General features: G+C 67.4%; 10 protein-coding genes. 6 read left to right on the top strand and 4 right to left on the bottom strand.

The features are described 5' to 3' along the window. Nucleotides 1-103 precede the first annotated feature (103 nt). Nucleotides 104-3,118, bottom strand: a complete 3,015-nt coding sequence (locus tag RKE50_RS09645; RefSeq protein WP_350036177.1) for a TonB-dependent receptor — start codon at nucleotides 3,116-3,118, stop codon at nucleotides 104-106. Nucleotides 3,119-3,309: 191 nt separating this feature from the next. Here RKE50_RS09645 and RKE50_RS09640 point away from each other — a divergent pair, with 191 nt between their 5' ends. Beyond that, nucleotides 3,310-4,395, top strand: a complete 1,086-nt coding sequence (locus RKE50_RS09640; RefSeq protein WP_350036176.1) for a GGDEF domain-containing protein — start codon at nucleotides 3,310-3,312, stop codon at nucleotides 4,393-4,395. Nucleotides 4,396-4,404: 9 nt separating this feature from the next. On the opposite strand, the gene RKE50_RS09635 is transcribed toward RKE50_RS09640, so the two are convergent. Then, nucleotides 4,405-5,601, bottom strand: a complete 1,197-nt coding sequence (locus RKE50_RS09635; RefSeq protein WP_350036175.1) for an endonuclease/exonuclease/phosphatase family protein — start codon at nucleotides 5,599-5,601, stop codon at nucleotides 4,405-4,407. A gap of 172 nt (nucleotides 5,602-5,773) precedes the next feature. Here RKE50_RS09635 and RKE50_RS09630 point away from each other — a divergent pair, with 172 nt between their 5' ends. The 3 genes from RKE50_RS09630 (at nucleotide 5,774) to RKE50_RS09620 (ending at nucleotide 10,433) form a co-directional block, all read left to right on the top strand. Further along, nucleotides 5,774-8,233 carry a TonB-dependent receptor gene (locus RKE50_RS09630; RefSeq protein WP_350036174.1) on the top strand — a complete coding sequence of 820 codons (2,460 nt, stop codon included), beginning with the start codon at nucleotides 5,774-5,776 and terminating at the stop codon, nucleotides 8,231-8,233. 9 nt (nucleotides 8,234-8,242) lie between these two features. Next, nucleotides 8,243-9,175: a tyrosine-protein phosphatase gene (locus RKE50_RS09625; RefSeq protein ID WP_350036173.1), complete on the top strand. Its 933-nt coding sequence runs from the start codon at nucleotides 8,243-8,245 to the stop codon at nucleotides 9,173-9,175. A gap of 145 nt (nucleotides 9,176-9,320) precedes the next feature. Continuing rightward, nucleotides 9,321-10,433, top strand: coding sequence for an NAD(P)-dependent oxidoreductase (locus RKE50_RS09620; RefSeq protein ID WP_350036171.1), 1,113 nt, complete (start codon nucleotides 9,321-9,323; stop codon nucleotides 10,431-10,433). 17 nt (nucleotides 10,434-10,450) lie between these two features. Here RKE50_RS09620 and RKE50_RS09615 read toward each other — a convergent pair whose 3' ends face one another. Continuing rightward, nucleotides 10,451-11,524: a YncE family protein gene (locus RKE50_RS09615; protein WP_350036170.1), complete on the bottom strand. Its 1,074-nt coding sequence runs from the start codon at nucleotides 11,522-11,524 to the stop codon at nucleotides 10,451-10,453. A 133-nt stretch (nucleotides 11,525-11,657) separates the two neighbouring features. On the opposite strand from RKE50_RS09615, the gene RKE50_RS09610 reads away from it, so the two are divergent. Both RKE50_RS09610 and RKE50_RS09605 read left to right on the top strand, forming a co-directional pair. Then, complete coding sequence (locus RKE50_RS09610) at nucleotides 11,658-11,999, top strand: putative signal transducing protein (RefSeq protein WP_350036169.1); 342 nt, start codon at nucleotides 11,658-11,660, stop codon at nucleotides 11,997-11,999. Nucleotides 12,000-12,094: 95 nt separating this feature from the next. Continuing rightward, the gene (locus tag RKE50_RS09605) at nucleotides 12,095-13,780 is read left to right on the top strand and encodes an acyl-CoA dehydrogenase family protein (RefSeq protein WP_350036168.1); all 1,686 of its coding nucleotides are present in this window, start codon (nucleotides 12,095-12,097) and stop codon (nucleotides 13,778-13,780) included. A gap of 25 nt (nucleotides 13,781-13,805) precedes the next feature. Here the strand turns inward: RKE50_RS09605 and RKE50_RS09600 are convergent, their stop codons facing one another. Continuing rightward, on the bottom strand, nucleotides 13,806-15,185 hold the full coding sequence (locus RKE50_RS09600) for a DUF1501 domain-containing protein (RefSeq protein WP_350036167.1): 1,380 nt from the start codon (nucleotides 15,183-15,185) through the stop codon (nucleotides 13,806-13,808). Between the last annotated feature and the right edge of the window lie 2 nt (nucleotides 15,186-15,187).

Genomic DNA, 15,187 nt, shown 5'->3' with positions numbered 1-15,187 from the left:
GCGGGGGAATCCGGACCAGGGCATTGCGCAAAAAAAAGCGACCATGGAACTTGCCCATGGTCGCCAGAGGAGAGCGCCCGGGCCGCCGGGGCGGCCCGTTCGGTCAGAAGCGGTAGTTGAGGCCGACGCGCATGCTCCACAGGGAGGTTTCGCCGATCCGCTGCTGTGCCTGGCCGTTGGCTTCCTGCTCGGCAGTCACGCCGTAGGGGAAGGACGGCTGGTTCATCACGCCCCAGTCGTCGTTCAGCAGGTTGGTCAGGTTGTCGATGATGATGAACGCGCTGCCGCGGTGGCCCGGCGCGAACCCCGGAATCTCCTGAGAGATGCGCATGTCGATCTTGCTGAAGGAGTCACCTTCCTGGCTGTTGCGGCTGCCGCCGATCGGCAGCACGTTCTGCTCGAAGTCGAGGAACGGCTGGAACCCGTAGGCGTCGGCCGTGCCCTCGCTGCCGCTGAGCGTGATGCTGTAGGGGATACCGGAGTTGTACTGGCCGAACAGCGAGATGCGGGTTTCGTAACCGCCGAAAAAGTCCACGCCGTAGTTGAGCACGGCCGTGAAGCGATGCTCGATCGCCCAGTTGGACGGTGCGAGCACGTCCGCCTGCGGATCAACGAAGGCTCTGTTGATGTAGTTGGAGAAGGCGACGGAGGATGTCATGGGGTTCGGGTCTTCGGCCTCGGTGTAGGCGTAGCCCAGGCGCAGATCGAAGCCGTTGTCCCAACTCTTGAAGGCGCTGAAGGCAATGGACTCGGACTCGGTGCCCTTGCTCGAGTTGGTGAGCACGAAGGAGGGCTCGCGCACGCTCTCGTAGATCGGGTAGCCGAGGTCGTTGGTACCCACGCGCTCGAGGTCGCCGCGCTTGTACACCGCCGTATCCTCGCCGCGGCTGACCTGCAGGTCGGCCGTGACCGTGACGTCCATGGGGGCGTACCAAGTCAGGCCCGCCGTGTACTTCCACTCGCTCGGGATGTCGAAGTTCGGGTCGAGGTAGACGATCTCGAAGTTGGAGCCGTCACCGGCGGCAACCACGTCGGCGATGTCCTGCGGGACGCCGTAGCCCGGGCCGCAGACCGGAACACCGTCTTCACAGTTCACGTAGTTCTGCGCAAACAGGTCCATGCCGTCGATCCGGGCCTGCACCGCAGTCGTGTTGGTGTTGCTGTAGGTGTTGGACAGCCAGACGTTCGGGTTGCCACCGGAGAACAGGCCGATGCCGCCGCGGAAGGACAGCTCGTCAGAGAAGTCGTAGGTGGCGCCGAAGCGGGGCTGGAGCAGGTCGCGCCCGTCCAGGGTGTCGTTATTGCCGAAGCCGTAGCTGGCCAGGAAGGCCGGGTTCAGGTTCGGCTCGTCGTCGGTCTCGTAGTAGTCGTAGCGCAGGCCGTAGGTCACGGTCAGCCGGTCGTTCACCTGCCACTCGTCCTGCAGGTAGACGTAGTTGATCGCGTATTCGAAGGCCTCGGCAATGTCAGCCTCGTTGTTGCTGATCGCGTTGCCATAGTAGACGCGGTCCGCCAGGCCGGCGCGGAAGTTGTCGATGCCGTCGAAGCGGATCTCCGTATCCACGTGCTGGTAGAACAGGTTGAAGATGTCGTAGGCCTCGCGCTCGTAGCCGCCGGTGATCGTGTGCGAACCTAGCTGGTAGCGGCCGCGGGCCACGAACTGGTCGATGGTGTACTCGAGCTCGTTGGCGTGCCGGCTGTCGTCGCCGCCGAGGTAGACGTCCACGTCGTCGAGCTCAACGCGGATCTCGCCGAAGGCGTCGCCCGCGCGGGGAACCTGCACGAAGTCAACCTCGGTGCGGGCGATACGCACCTCCGTGGAGAAGTTGTCCGTCCAGTCGGAGTAGAGGCTGGCGATATAGGAGTTCAGTTCGGCGCCGCGATCGTAGAAGTGGTCCGAGAACTCGAACTCGATGTTCTCGCCGTCGGAGGGCGTGGCGTTGGTGGAGTCGTTGTACATGTAGGTCAGCGCGAGACGCTGCCGGTCGGTGACGTACCAGTCCAGCTTGCCGATGTACTTCTCGTCCTCGAAATCGATGGTGCCCGGCGTGCTGGTGCCCGGGTCGAACTGGTAAACGTCGCGGGCGATCTGGGCAATCTCGTCCAGTTCTGCCTGGGTGACCAGCACCTCGTTGACGGCGCCGCTGCCGATGGCGCCGCGGTCGTTGAAGTCGACGCCTTCATATTTCTCGTAGGCGCCGTAGAAGAACAGCTTGTCCTTGATCAGGGCGCCACCGAGTTCGAAGCCGTAGCGCGTCTCGTCGTAGTCGGTGACCAGGATGTCGTCGCCCTCGAGCTTGTCGCCCTGCAGGTTGTCGTCGGTGTAGTCCATGAAGACGGAGCCGAACAGCTCGTTGCTGCCGGACTTGGTGACGGCGTTGATGTTACAGGCGGAGAAGCCGCCGTAGATGACACTCATCGGCGCCATCTCGACCGCGACGCTGGATACCGCGTCGAAGGGGAAGGGCATGCGCTGCGTCGGGTAGCCGTTGGAGTTCAGGCCAAAACCGTCGTTCAGGCGGATGCCGTCCACGGTCAGGCTATTAAAACGCGGATTGGCGCCGTTGCACTGGATCGAGTCCTCGGGCGAGGACTGGTCGATGTAGATCCGCGGGTCCTGGCCGATCACGTCGTTGATGTTCCGGTTGATGGCCGGGGAGTCCTGCAGGTCGCTGATACTGAAGACGGCAGTGGGACCGATCGCCGTGTCGGCGACTTCCACCGCCGAGCCCATGACCACGACTTCCTCGATGGCAGAGAGCGCGTAGTCCATCTGCGCCTGCTGCCCCACCGCGAGGTTCAGGCGCTCGGTGCTGGCGCTGCCCTGGGGCGAGGTCACGCGGACGCTGTAATCCACGCCGGCGGGCAGCTGGCGGATGAAGTAGTTACCGGCGGCGTCGGTGGTCGCGGAGCGGGACAGGCCGGTGGCGAGGCTCCTGGCGGTGACCGTCGCGCCGGCCACGGGCTGGCCGCCCGAGGTGACGACACCGCGGACCGCGGCAGTGGTTTCCTGGGCGTAGACCGGCGCGGTCAGGCCGAAACTGCCGACGACGGACGCGCCGGCAATGGCGCGGACGAGCGCCTTGCGGGCAAAGATTTTCGAGATGGACGGATGCATGAGATGCCTTCTCCTGGTGGGGTTGGGGACCCGCAGAAGGCTAGGCGAGCTTTGTGTCAGTTTCATTACTCGGCCTGCTGCTCACGGGATTTTGGGTAATATCACCCAAATCCCGCGGGAACCTTTCCGGCAGTCATGCGCTGCCATGAAGCCGGACTTGTGACCGGGATCGCAGTCGCCGGCACGCGCCGATGCTAGACTCCGCCGCCATGCCTTCGTCCCTGCAGCGCTCCGTACCCGAAGACAATGCGGTCGCAGCGAAAATCCGCCGCGACCAGCAGACCCGCCTGCTGCGCGTCGCGCTGGCCCTCATGGCGGTCTACGGCGCCGCGATCGGCCTGCTGAACCTGTTTCTGCTGTCTTCCCCGGGGCTGGCGGTGCTGGACCTCGCGGCCATGGGGCTGTCCGGCGCGGGCTGGATCTACCTTCGCCTGACCCGCCAGCTCCGGCGAGCCAGCTGGCTCGCCATCGGCGTCCTTGCCGCACTGCTGCTTTCCTATACCGTCCTCGCCCGGGGCGCCGCCTATTCCCTGGTATGGGTGACGGTGCTGCCGCCGCTGGCATTCTTCCTCCTGGGCAGCCGGGCCGGTGGCCTGGTTTCCGCGGCGTTTTCCCTCGTGGTAGTCGTCTACCTCGTGTTTGCCTACCCGGACCTGGAAATGCGGCCTTTCGACCTCCCCGCGTTTCTCAACCTCACCGAGGTCCTCCTTGCGCACTGGCTGATCTTCCGCTTCACCGAGCGCTGCCGTGAGGCGGCGTACGCTCAGCTCGGTGCCTATGCCCGGGTCGACGGGCTCACCGGCCTGCTCAACCGGGAGCAGCTCGATGCGGATCTGCGCCAGGGGTTCGGGCTCGCGGGGCGCAGCGGCCGGCCGCTGGCGATTGCCCTGCTCGACCTCGACCATTTCAAGGCGGTCAACGACCTGCATGGCCACCCGACCGGTGACGAGGTGCTGGTCATCGTGGCCCGCATCCTGGGTGAGGTCGTGCGCGGCACGGACCGCGCCGGCCGCTGGGGCGGCGAAGAGTTCCTGGTCATGCTGCCGGATACGGCAGAAGCGGGGGCACAGGCTGTCGGGGAGAAAATCAGGGCCGCTATCGAGGCCGGGGCCTATCCGGGCGGTCTCGCGGTGACGGCAAGCATCGGTATCGCCGTGACCGGGTGCGGCATTGCGACGCCGGAGGCATTGGTTTCCCGCGCCGACAGGGCGCTCTACGCGGCAAAGGCGGCGGGGAGGAACCGGGTGCAGCTCGCGCCGCAGGTCCAGGACCCCTGAGCGATGCCGCTACCGGTCTTGCAGTTCCAGATCCAGCCAGACCAGGCGATGATCCGACGATGCGGCCCGGTCCGCGACCAGCGCGGCGCCGGGCTCGCCCGGCGCAGGCCAGAATACCCCGCCGCCTATCACCTTCCAGCCGGCGCGTGAAGGCAGGACGTAGTCGGCGCGCTGCCCCCAGGCCGCGGTGTGCGCGGGCGCGTGAGCGTTTCCGGGTCGTGCGGCTTTCCCCCCGGCGCCGGTCGGTACGAGGCCCGCGTTCACGGCGGGATGGGCGAGAAGGGCACGGATCGCATCCCGCCGGCTGTCGCCCTCCACCGGCGAACTGTTCAGGTCACCGAGCAGCACGAAGCGCTCGCCGCGGAAACCGCCGGTCCCGCCCGCGTCGTCCCGGATCCAGTTCTCGTCTTCAGCCGCCGACAGGTACTCGGTCCAGAAGCGGATCTCGTCGTGGTTACGCCGGCCGTTGCGGTCTTCGGGGCCATCGAAGACCGGCGGTGTCGGGTGGCTCGCCAGTATGTGGACCGTGGCGCCGTCGACAACGACCGGCACGTCCCAGTGCGACTTGGACGACAGCGGAAAGCGGGCCCGGGCCTCGGCCGGGTACCACGGCGAGCCGTCCGGGGCGCGCAGCCCGGCGAGGAGGTTGCCGGGCATCGCCCGCCAGCGTAGGTGCTGAAAGGTGCGGGCGTTCGCGCGGTCGATGGGATAGCGGCTGAGGAGCAGCATCCCGTACTGCCCGGGGTAGAGGCCGTAGCCCCAGGCGTCCTGGCCGCGGCCGCTGGCGACGCCGTCGCGATCGAGGTCGAAGCCCGAGTCCACTCCCGTGTTCACCGGTGCCGCGAACGCATACGGGTAGGCCACGGGCTCCAGGTCAGCCCGGGGCGCCTCCAGGTAGCCGGTGCGAAAGGCGTCTATGGCGCCGCCGGGGTCAGCCGTGTAGTCGAACTCGTTGATGAGCAGGATGTCCGGCCGCACCCGGCGGATAATGGCGGCGACGTTGCGCACTTGCGGGTGGTCGCCGCCGGCGAGCGCCGCGGCCATTTCCCCACCCGTGGGCGTTTCGCCCCGGGCGACGTAGTTGCCGCCCTCCATGGACGCGTTGAAGGTGGCAACACGCACGGTTAGCGACTCAGCGGCCACGGGCGGCGCGAGGAGGCTGAGCAACAGGGCAGCGGTTACCGGGCGGGAATAGCGGCATTGCATGGAAGCTTTCTCATGAAAAGCATCCAGTGTACGCCACGGCCGGCCGGCATCCACCGGGCGAGCGGTTGCGGGCCCGAAACGAAAGCTTCATCGCATTGTCACCGATGGGTCATCGGAGTGAAATCCTCGCCCTGCAGATTGTTGGGGTCGTCTACCTACGAGCCCGCCAGCCATGCTGTTACGCAACCCGCTTTACACCGCACTCGCCCTTGCCGGCACGGCCGTTTCCGCCCCGGTCCTCGCCCAGCAGCCGGACCGGATCGAGGAGGTCTTCGTCGTAGCCACCCCGATCCGCGATGCGCAGCAGGCCGCCCTCGACGCCAAGCGCATGGCCGACAACCTCGTCGACGTGGTTTCCGCCGACACCATCGGCCGTTTTCCGGACCAGAACATCGCCGATTCCCTGTCACGCCTCCCCGGCGTTGCCGTGGAGCGGGACCAGGGCCAGGCGCGCTACCTGAACCTGCGCGGTGCGCCCTTCCGCTACACGGGCATTGCTTTCGACGGCATCGACGTGCCCGGTGCCGAGAATGGGCGCATTCCCCGCTTCGACAGCTTCCCGGCGACGATCACCAGCCGCATCGATGCGAACAAGGCGATTCTTCCGAGCATGCCGGGTGAGTCGGTTTCCGGCTACATCAACATCCAGACTTTCAGTCCCTTTGACGCGGAAGGGCTTTCCCTCGCCGGCGACGTCGGCATGGGCGAGCAGGACCTCGGTGGCGGTGACGTGGAGCGAACCAGTTTCCGGGCCTCCTGGTCGAACGACAGCTTCGGCCTCGTCGGCTTTTATTCAAGGAACCGGCGCGAGCAGGTCACCGACAACCGCGAGTACGATCTCGCCCTCGATGACAACGGTGCGCTCATCGTCAATGAGCTGGATTACCGCAGCTATTTCGTCAACCGCGAGGACACGGGCTATGGCGGCCGTATCGAGTACCGCGGGGAGGGCACGCTGCGCTCCCTCTTCCTGTCAAGCCTGTACAGCGAATTCCTCGATGAGGAAGAGCGCAACCAGTGGGTCTTCTCGGTGGCGGACCCCCAGCCCGGCGAACAGCGCAGCGACGTCCTGATGATTGCCGACCGGCTCCTCGAGGACGGCAGCTACGAGAACTCCACCTACACCAACACGCTGGGCGCGGACTTCGTCGTCGGCGACTGGCGCCTGGAAGCCCGGCTCAACTACACCGAGACCGAGTTCGATGTCCGCCTGCCGATCCCCTTCAGCACCGGTGCGCCGGTGTTCGGAAGCTTCGACCTCGCCGACCGCGAGGACCCGCTGCTGGACCTCGCCGCACCGCTGCCCTCCCTCGAGTACGCGGTGACCCTGGGCCTCGACGTAGCCCAGAACCTCGACATCGAGGCGACCAAGTTCAAGCTGGATGCCGAGCGGGATACCAGCCTGTTCGGTGACAGCACGGTGGCACTGGGCGTGCAGTACGACCAGCGCGAATCAGGCGGTTATGCCATCAGCCAGGGCATCAGCTTCGGCTTCCCGGTGCCCGACATCGGCGCGTTCGACACCGGCGTCCCCTGGGAATCCAACACGACGAACAGCATCGGTGGCACTTATTACGACAACCGGGGTCTGCGCGCCGCCTGGGAAGCCGCCGGCGGGCTCGGCCCGGTAGACCCGGCAGACGACCTGCTGGTGGGTATCGACGAGGACATTCTGGCTGCCTACCTCATGGCCACGACCCGCTTCGCGTGGGGCAACGTCGTCTACGGTGTACGCGTCGAGCAAACCGACTACACCAGCGCCGGTCCCGCGGGTGGTGAGCCGCTGGAAGTCGAGGACGATTTCATCAACGTGCTGCCCTCGGCGCATCTGAACGTAGACCTGGCTGAAGACCTCAAGTTCCGTCTCTCCGCCTCGAGCGGCGTCAACCGGCCGACCTACAACGAGTGGCGCGCCGCCGCCGCGGTAAACCCCACGGAGCAGGAAGTCAGCGGTGGCAACCCCTTCCTCGACGCCGAGGAAGCTATCGGCGTGGATGTCTCTCTCGAGTGGTACTACGCCACGGCCAGCATCCTGTCCCTGGGCGCCTTCCACCGCGAGATCGACAACGTCATCTACCAGGATGTGACCACCGTCGACGGCGGTGCCTACCTGCCCACGGCAGCGGGCGAGGCGTGGACTTTCAGCGGTGCCACCAATGGCGACAACGGCAAGCTGAGCGGCGTCGAGGCGAACTTCATGTTCTCGGGCCAGGACTTCCTGCCCGGTGTCTTCGGCGGCCTCGGCTTCAGCGCCAACGTGACCTTCGTGGACAGTGAGTTCGAGACCCTCGACGGTCGCCAGCTCGACCTGCCGGGGACCTCCGAGCTGATCTACAACGCGTCCGTGTTCTATGAGAACTACGGTCTCTCGGCCCGGCTCAACTACCAGTATCGGGACGAGTGGATCTCGCCCATCGAGGACCCGAGCGAGTACTGGGGCGAGATGGAACGCGTGGATGCGACGATCGCCTACGAGCTCCCGCTCGAACTCGCCGGCGCGCGCGCCTCCGTTTACGCCAACCTGAACAACATCACGGACGAGACGGACGTGCGCTTCGCGGGCAACGGCACAATCAACCAGGCCGAGAGCTTCGGCCGCTACTACCTCTTCGGCCTTCGCATCAACTACTAGGAGTTCCCCATGGCTTTCGCATCCGGCCTGATGAATACCCTGCGCGCCGGCGCGGGTAGCCTGGCCGTGGCTCTCCTGGCCACGATGACTCCGCTGGCGGCGTTCGCCGACAGCGGCACGGCGACGGCACCGACCGTCGCCTACGACCGGCTGCTGCCGCTCGAGGGCGGCTCCAACTTCCGCGACCTCGGCGGCTACTTTACCGCTGACGGTCGCCAGGTGCGTCGCGGCCTGCTGTTCCGCTCCGGCGTGATGACCGGCCTCACGGCAGCGGACCAGGACTACCTGGCCGGTTTCGGTTTCCGGCGGGTCGTCGACCTGCGTTCTACCGAAGAACGCGAACTCTACCCCAACCGCTGGGCTACCGCGCAGGGCATCGACCTGGTGGCGCACGATTACAGCATGCGGGAGATCGTCGAGCGCATGATGGGAGACGACGGCCAGCCGCGCGGCATGGGTGAACTCTACCGGGGCTTCCCTTACCAGCTCGAGCCCCAGCTGAAGCTCTTTTTCGATGAGCTGCTCGCGGACAACGTACCGCTGGTAGTCAATTGCTCGGCGGGCCAGGACCGCACGGGGTTCAGCTCCGCGCTGCTGCTTCTCGCCCTGGGCGTACCGCGCGAGGTGGTGATGCAGGACTACCTGGTGTCGACGCGCTACCGCCGGCCCGAGGTTGAGCGCGGCGACGTGGATCTCGCGGTAGCGGCCGAGGACAATTTCTTCGCGCAGCTGATGCTGCGCTACAGCGAGGGCGACCAGGCAAGGGCCGCGCAGCCCCTGCTCACAAAGGATGGCGTACCGTTCCTCCGCTTCGCCCTGGATCAGGTCGAGAAGGACTTCGGCTCGGTCGAGGCCTACCTCGACGAGCGCATCGGCGTGGACGCAGCGGATCGCGAGCGGCTCCGCGAGCGTTTTCTCGAGGCGACTTACGCTGGGCACTAGTCGCGTTTCGCTCCTCGCGCTCGAGCGGCCGGCTCGGGCCCGGGCTGGAAGGCCCTGACAGCCCGGCCTCTGTGGTAGCCTTGCCACCAACAGGTGGACCGTATCCTGGTCCCGCCGGGACGGCATTGCTACGGAGGCCTGTCTCTTGGAAGCAATCGAGCGCGACGCGGGCGGCCCGCAGGTTCCCGCGCCAGCTGCGCCGACCCGTGTCGTCGTGGCGTCGCCTTATAGCGAGGCGCAGCGCGCTCGCCTGGAGGCTCTTTTCCGGCCTGCAGAGACTGTCTTCCTGTCGCCGCGGGATCGCACAGGCTTGCGCCGACATCTTTTGGAAGCGGAGATAGTGGTACTCAAGGGCACGCCCGACGAGTCCTTTCTGGAGCATGATCGACTGCGCTGGGTGCACTGCAACCAGAGCGGTCTCGATCGCTGCGCGTCCCAGCAAATCGTCACCGCGCCCTTCCATGTCACTTCGGCGTCGGGGCGTTCGGCGCCGGTACTCGCCGAGCACGCGCTGTTCTTCATGCTGTCGCTCGCCTACGACAGTCACGCGCTGCTGACCGCCCAGCGTCGCCGCGCGTGGGGATTGCGCAACGCCGCTCAACTCCGCGGCCTGGTAGGCCGGAAGGTCCTTGTCGTAGGTCTCGGCCATACGGCCAGGGCGCTGGTGCCGCGGTGCCAGGCGCTGGGCATGCAGGTCCGGGCCTTCCGCCGACGGGCGCTTGGTGACGGCGGCCTCGGGATCCCCGCCTACAGCCGGGCGGCGGGAGATGCATTCGAGACACTGCTTGTCGAGGCCGATGTCCTCGTGCTGGCAGCTTCGCTCAACGACAGCAGCCACCACATGCTGGGTGTGCGGCAATTCGAGGCGCTGAAGCCCGGCGCTATGCTGGTATATGTCGCCCGGGGACGGCTCGTCGATACAAGAGCCATGAAGGCGGCCCTGGATGAGGGTCGGTTAGCGGCGGCCGGCCTCGATGTCACGCACCCGGAGCCTCTGCCGCCCTGGGACAGTCTCTGGCGCAGGAGAAACGTGCTCCTCACGCCCCACGTCACGCCGCAGGTGGCGGACCGGGAGCATGCCGAGGTTGACATCATCGCCCACAACTACGGCCGCTACCTCGCGGGTGCGCCGCTTGAAAACCTGTTGCACCCCGAAGACCTGTACACGCGAGGTGCCCGCAGGCCTGTACACCCGTTGCTTAGGCGGGCGCTGCGCCTTCGCGCCGGGCTGCTCAGCCCTTCGGTGCAGCGCCGCTAGTGTCAGGATGACCCTCGTCAGGCCCGCCTGTAGATGGAAATCGTATCGCTTCGAGGGTTGCTCCAGCCGTGCCAGAGAATCTCCTGCCGCCAGGCGCGAAGGCCATAGTTGCTCACAACGAGGGTACGCCCATCCGGTGAGACCTTGACGCCGTGAGGAAGTGTCACACCCTCCTGTATGACCTGCCCGGGGCAGCTGAGGCCTGGATCCGTGGCAAGGTCGTACAGCTGAACCTGGCCGTTGATCGTGTCCGCGACCGCGCAGGTGTTCCCCTGGCAATGCACGTTCTCCAGCCGGCAGAACGTGTCCCGGAAGATAACACGCTCCGGTGCCGGGCTCAGCCGGCCCGCTTCATCGATGGTGAAGAACGCCAGGCCGTTCTTGAGGATCGGCAGCGGCCTGCGCTGGTTGACGGGCCGGCCCCGGAGGACTCCGGCGGCATGCCGCAGGATGCTCGCGGCGGTACGCCCACGGTTCCGGTACCAGCGGCGCAGGTACCGCAGGTACAGTTCCAGGAGGACTGGATTGGTCTTGAGGGAGTTGAAGGACACGATGGCGCGGCGCCCGCCATCGAGGAAGCTCACGCCCTTGGGATCGCCGAGCGTGCGGAAGCAGTCCTCGACCACTGACAGCGGCTTGCCCAGCTTCCCCGCTTCGTCGTCGTAGCCGTAGCAGACCACGCCGCCGGTCCTGCCATCGCCCTCGCAATAGGTGACCAGCAGGCGTCCCCGGGACAGCGCGAGACTGTGTGCCTCGACAAGCCCGGGGAAGGGAGTGGTGAGGCAGTCGACCGGGCGATCATCCGTCGCGGCAAGCCGGTAGACACGGATGTCGCTGGGCGCGCTGAAGTAGTGCCGGTTGGATACGAGGAGATGACGCTCCGTGAGTACCAGCCCGTGGGGCTCGCCGAAGCCGGCCTCCGGACTGGACCAGGTACGCAGGCACTCCCCGCTCGCCGTGTCATACAGCCGGACCTCGTTGTGTTCCTGCACTGAGGCCGCAAAGGTGGCGCCGTCCGGTGAAAAGGCAACCTCGGGGAGCAGGCTGGGAGCTCCGTGATTAGGGAGTTCGCGTGTGAGGGTGAAGCCCATGCCGGGTCCGCCAGGGCCACTGGCGCAACCCCTACCGAGGGGTGGCCAGGCAGCGTTAAAATGAGTGAGCGCAATAAGTGGGAATCGTAGCCCGGGTGCACGGGGCCGACAAGCGGGGTACCGGATGGTTACAATGCGGCCAGCCCGGCCCGTGGTGCGCAACGTGCAACTTGTCTACACCCATCCCAGTCCCCTCCTGGTGGCCCAGGCCCGCCATGCGCTCGAGCGCCTGGGCATTCCCTGCGTGGTGCACAACGAGTACGCCGCCGGCGCGGCCGGGGAGCTGGCGCCCATCGATACCTGGCCGGAGCTCTGGGTGCGGCGCAGCCGCGACGCGGAGCGGGCGCGCCTCGCCATCGAGCGGGCGCAGGCGGCCATCGAGGAGGCGGACTGGACCTGCCCGCGCTGCGGCAGCGAGAGTCCCGCTACCTTCGACTTCTGCTGGCACTGCGGCACGGCGCACCACGGCGGCTAGGTAGCTCGGCAGGCGGGAAGGGCAGGCGGGGTGGGGCTCTGGTACCATGACTGATGCCGCCTCGGCCCGATGCAACGCCACGGCAGGAGCCCGCCATGACGACCGATAACAGCAACTTCTCCGTCGACCATCTCGCGCACACGCACGAGGTTTTCAACCAGTCCGAGGCCCTCGAGGGCATCAACAGCTATGCCGGTGATACCGCCCTGCGCGAGGGGGTGGCGCGCCACGGCGCGGCGTGGGCGGAGGACACGCTGTCGGCCCACGGCGAGCGCTGTGGCAGCGCCGAGGTGATCGAGTGGGGCTTTCTCGCCAACGAGCACAAGCCGCAGTTCTTCGGCCACGACCGCCAGGGCTACCGGGTCGACCAGGTGCGCTACCACGAGGCCTACCACCGGCTCATGGCGCTGGGCCTCGAGGCGGGGCTGCACAGCCAGCCGTGGTCGGACCCCGGGCCCGGCGCCCACGTGGCCCGCGCCGCGCAGTACTACCTGCAGGCGCAGGTGGAGTCCGGGCACGGCTGCCCGCTGACCATGACCTTTGCCGCCGTGCCGACACTGCGGCTTACGCCGTCCGTGGGGGAGGAGTGGCTGCCCAAGGTGCTCGCGCGGGGCTACGACCCGCGCAACGTGCCGCACACGGAGAAGAGCGCGCTGACCATCGGCATGGGCATGACCGAGAAGCAGGGCGGCTCCGATGTGCGTGCCAATACCACGGCTGCCCGGGCGCTGGGCACCGGCGGTCCCGGGGGCGAATACGAACTCGTGGGCCACAAGTGGTTCACCTCCGCGCCCATGTGCGATGCCTTCCTCGTGCTGGCGCAGAGCGACGGCGGCCTGTCCTGCTTCCTGGTGCCGCGCTGGCGGCCGGACGGCAGCAAGAACCCGATCCAGGTGCAGCGCCTGAAGAACAAGATGGGCAACGTCGCCAATGCCTCCTCGGAAATCGAGCTGCGCGGGGCCCTCGGCTGGATGGTCGGGGAGGAGGGCCGCGGCGTACCGGCGATCATCGAGATGGTCGCCATGACCCGCTTCGACTGCATGATCGGCTCTAGCGCGGCGCAGCGCCAGGCCGTGGCCCAGGCCGTGAACCACACCCTGGGCCGCAGCGCCTTCGGCAAGCGCCTGGTGGACCAGCCGCTGATGCGCAACGTGCTCGCCGACCTGCAGCTGGAGCTGGAGGGGTCCCTGGCACTGACGCTGCGCATGGGTGAGGCCCTGGACCGGAGCCTCGCCAGCGACGAGCACGAGGGGCTGCTGCTTCGCCTCGGCCTGCCCACCGGCAAGTACTGGATCTGCAAGCGCACCCCGTTCCACGTGTCCGAGGCAATGGAATGCTTCGGCGGCAATGGCGTGACCGAGGATTTCATTTTCGCGCGGCTCTACCGCGATGCGCCGATCAACGCCATCTGGGAGGGCTCCGGCAACGTCCAGGCGCTGGACCTGCTGCGCGCCGTGGCAAAGAGCCCCGAGGCCCTCGATGCCTGGCACCGCGAGCTGGCCCGGACCGCAGGCGGCCACCCGGTGCTCGACGCCGCCGTGGCCGAGCTCGAGGTGGCCCTTGGCAACGGCGACGAGCTCGAGTATCGCGCCCGCTCCCTGGTCGACCGGCTGGCACTGGTGGCCCAGGGCAGCCTGCTGCTGCAGGCGGGGAACGAGGCTGTCGCCGACGGCTTCATCCGCTCCCGCCTCGGCGGTAGCGGCGACCGCAATTTCGGCACGCTGCCCCGGGGCGTCGATGTCGACGCGCTCATCGAGCGGGCGAACCCTCACGCCGCCTGAACTGAGCGGACCTCCAACACGGGCGCTAGGCGATGAAGCCTACCGGCGCCGCGCCTGACGTCGGGCTGTAGAAGGCGCCGATGTTCGGCAGTACCGTCGCGAGGTCCCCCGGCGCGACGCCGAACCAGAGCGCCAGCTCGGCGAAGTACTCGTCAACCGACAGCGTCGGCACGAAGCTGCCCCGGCCGACGTCCAGCGGGTTGCCCGGGTAGATGTCCGGGTACTCCCCGTAGAACCCGCCGCCCTTGACCGCACCGCCCATGACGACCTGGTGGCCACCCCAGCCGTGGTCCGAGCCCTTGCCGTTGGAGGTGAGGGTGCGGCCGAAGTCGGAAGTGGTGAACGTGGTGACGCGATCGAGCATGCCGAGCTCCGCGAGCGCATCGCGGAAGGCGGCAAGGCCGCCGTCGATCATGGGCAGCATTTCCGCCTGGTTCTCCAACACGTCGTCGTGGTGATCCCAGCCACCCACCGTGATGAAGAAGGTCTGCCGCGATGCGCCGAGGGTCTCGCGGATGGCCACGATACGCGCGACCTGCCGCAGCGCCAGCGAGAAGGGGTCTCCGGCGAAGGGCGTCGCCAGCGGCGGTGCCTCGGCGAGGGCAGCACTGAAGAACTGCTGCGCCTCGATGGCCCCGGCGAGGCTGTCCCGGTAGGCGCGCCGCAGGAGCGCGCCCTGGGGTGCGGCCAGCAGCTGATCCACCACGGCGCGGGTGAAGTCGCCGCCCGGCGTGCCGTCGTTGTAGCCGGCGAGGCTGACGGCGCCGGCATCGTCGGTGGTCACCGCATAGGGTGCGATACTGGCCCCGCCCTGGAACACGTTGTTGCCGGAAAGGGAGATGTTCATGGCAATGCCGTTGGCATTGTTGCTTTCCGGGAACAGGTCCGCGAGGCGGCCGCCCCAGCCTTCGGCGATGCGCGCATCGGAGACCGCCGTCTGCCATTGCTCGATCTGGTCCGCGTGGGAGAACAGGCCCAGCGGCAGCGGCCAGCTGCCGCTGGCGATGGCCTCGAAATCCACCGGGGCGAGCAGTGTGCCCACGTTGTTGACGAAGGCGGCCTCGCCGCGCTCGAACAGCTGTTTCAGTCCCGGCATGCCCGGGTGCAGCCCGTAGCGCCGGCCGAGCGCATCGGTCCCCGGCAGCGGCAGCAGGCTGTCCCGGGGCAGCGCCAGGTCCGTGCGCAGCGCGGCGTAGCCCGCGTAGCTCTCGCTGTCGTCGGGGACGAGCATGTTGAAGGAGTCGTTGCCGCCGGCGAGCAGGATGCAGACCAGGGCGCGATAGTCACCGGCGGGCTGGGCGGCCGCGCGGCGGGCGCCGGCGAGCTGGAGCAGCGCGCTGCCTGCGGTCATGGTCGCCGCGCTGGCCGCGCAGCCGTGGTAGAGGAAGCGTCGGCGGGTCAGCATGG

The sequence above is a fragment of the Pseudohaliea sp. genome (assembly GCF_040217025.1).
Taxonomy (GTDB): domain Bacteria; phylum Pseudomonadota; class Gammaproteobacteria; order Pseudomonadales; family Halieaceae; genus Pseudohaliea.
Note: the sequence above shows the minus strand (reverse complement) of the source record. Positions and strands in the feature narration are given on the sequence as shown.

Excerpts from the sequence above, each read along its gene's own strand:
- RKE50_RS09635 (WP_350036175.1), bottom strand. The coding sequence starts at position 5,601 with ATGCAATGCCGCTATTCCCGCCCGGTAACCGCTGCCCTGTTGCTCAGC.
- RKE50_RS09615 (WP_350036170.1), bottom strand. The coding sequence starts at position 11,524 with ATGGGCTTCACCCTCACACGCGAACTCCCTAATCACGGAGCTCCCAGC.
- RKE50_RS09605 (WP_350036168.1), top strand. The coding sequence starts at position 12,095 with ATGACGACCGATAACAGCAACTTCTCCGTCGACCATCTCGCGCACACG.
- RKE50_RS09630 (WP_350036174.1), top strand. The coding sequence starts at position 5,774 with ATGCTGTTACGCAACCCGCTTTACACCGCACTCGCCCTTGCCGGCACG.
- RKE50_RS09625 (WP_350036173.1), top strand. The coding sequence starts at position 8,243 with ATGGCTTTCGCATCCGGCCTGATGAATACCCTGCGCGCCGGCGCGGGT.
- RKE50_RS09610 (WP_350036169.1), top strand. The coding sequence starts at position 11,658 with ATGCGGCCAGCCCGGCCCGTGGTGCGCAACGTGCAACTTGTCTACACC.
- RKE50_RS09600 (WP_350036167.1), bottom strand. The coding sequence starts at position 15,185 with ATGCTGACCCGCCGACGCTTCCTCTACCACGGCTGCGCGGCCAGCGCG.
- RKE50_RS09640 (WP_350036176.1), top strand. The coding sequence starts at position 3,310 with ATGCTAGACTCCGCCGCCATGCCTTCGTCCCTGCAGCGCTCCGTACCC.
- RKE50_RS09645 (WP_350036177.1), bottom strand. The coding sequence starts at position 3,118 with ATGCATCCGTCCATCTCGAAAATCTTTGCCCGCAAGGCGCTCGTCCGC.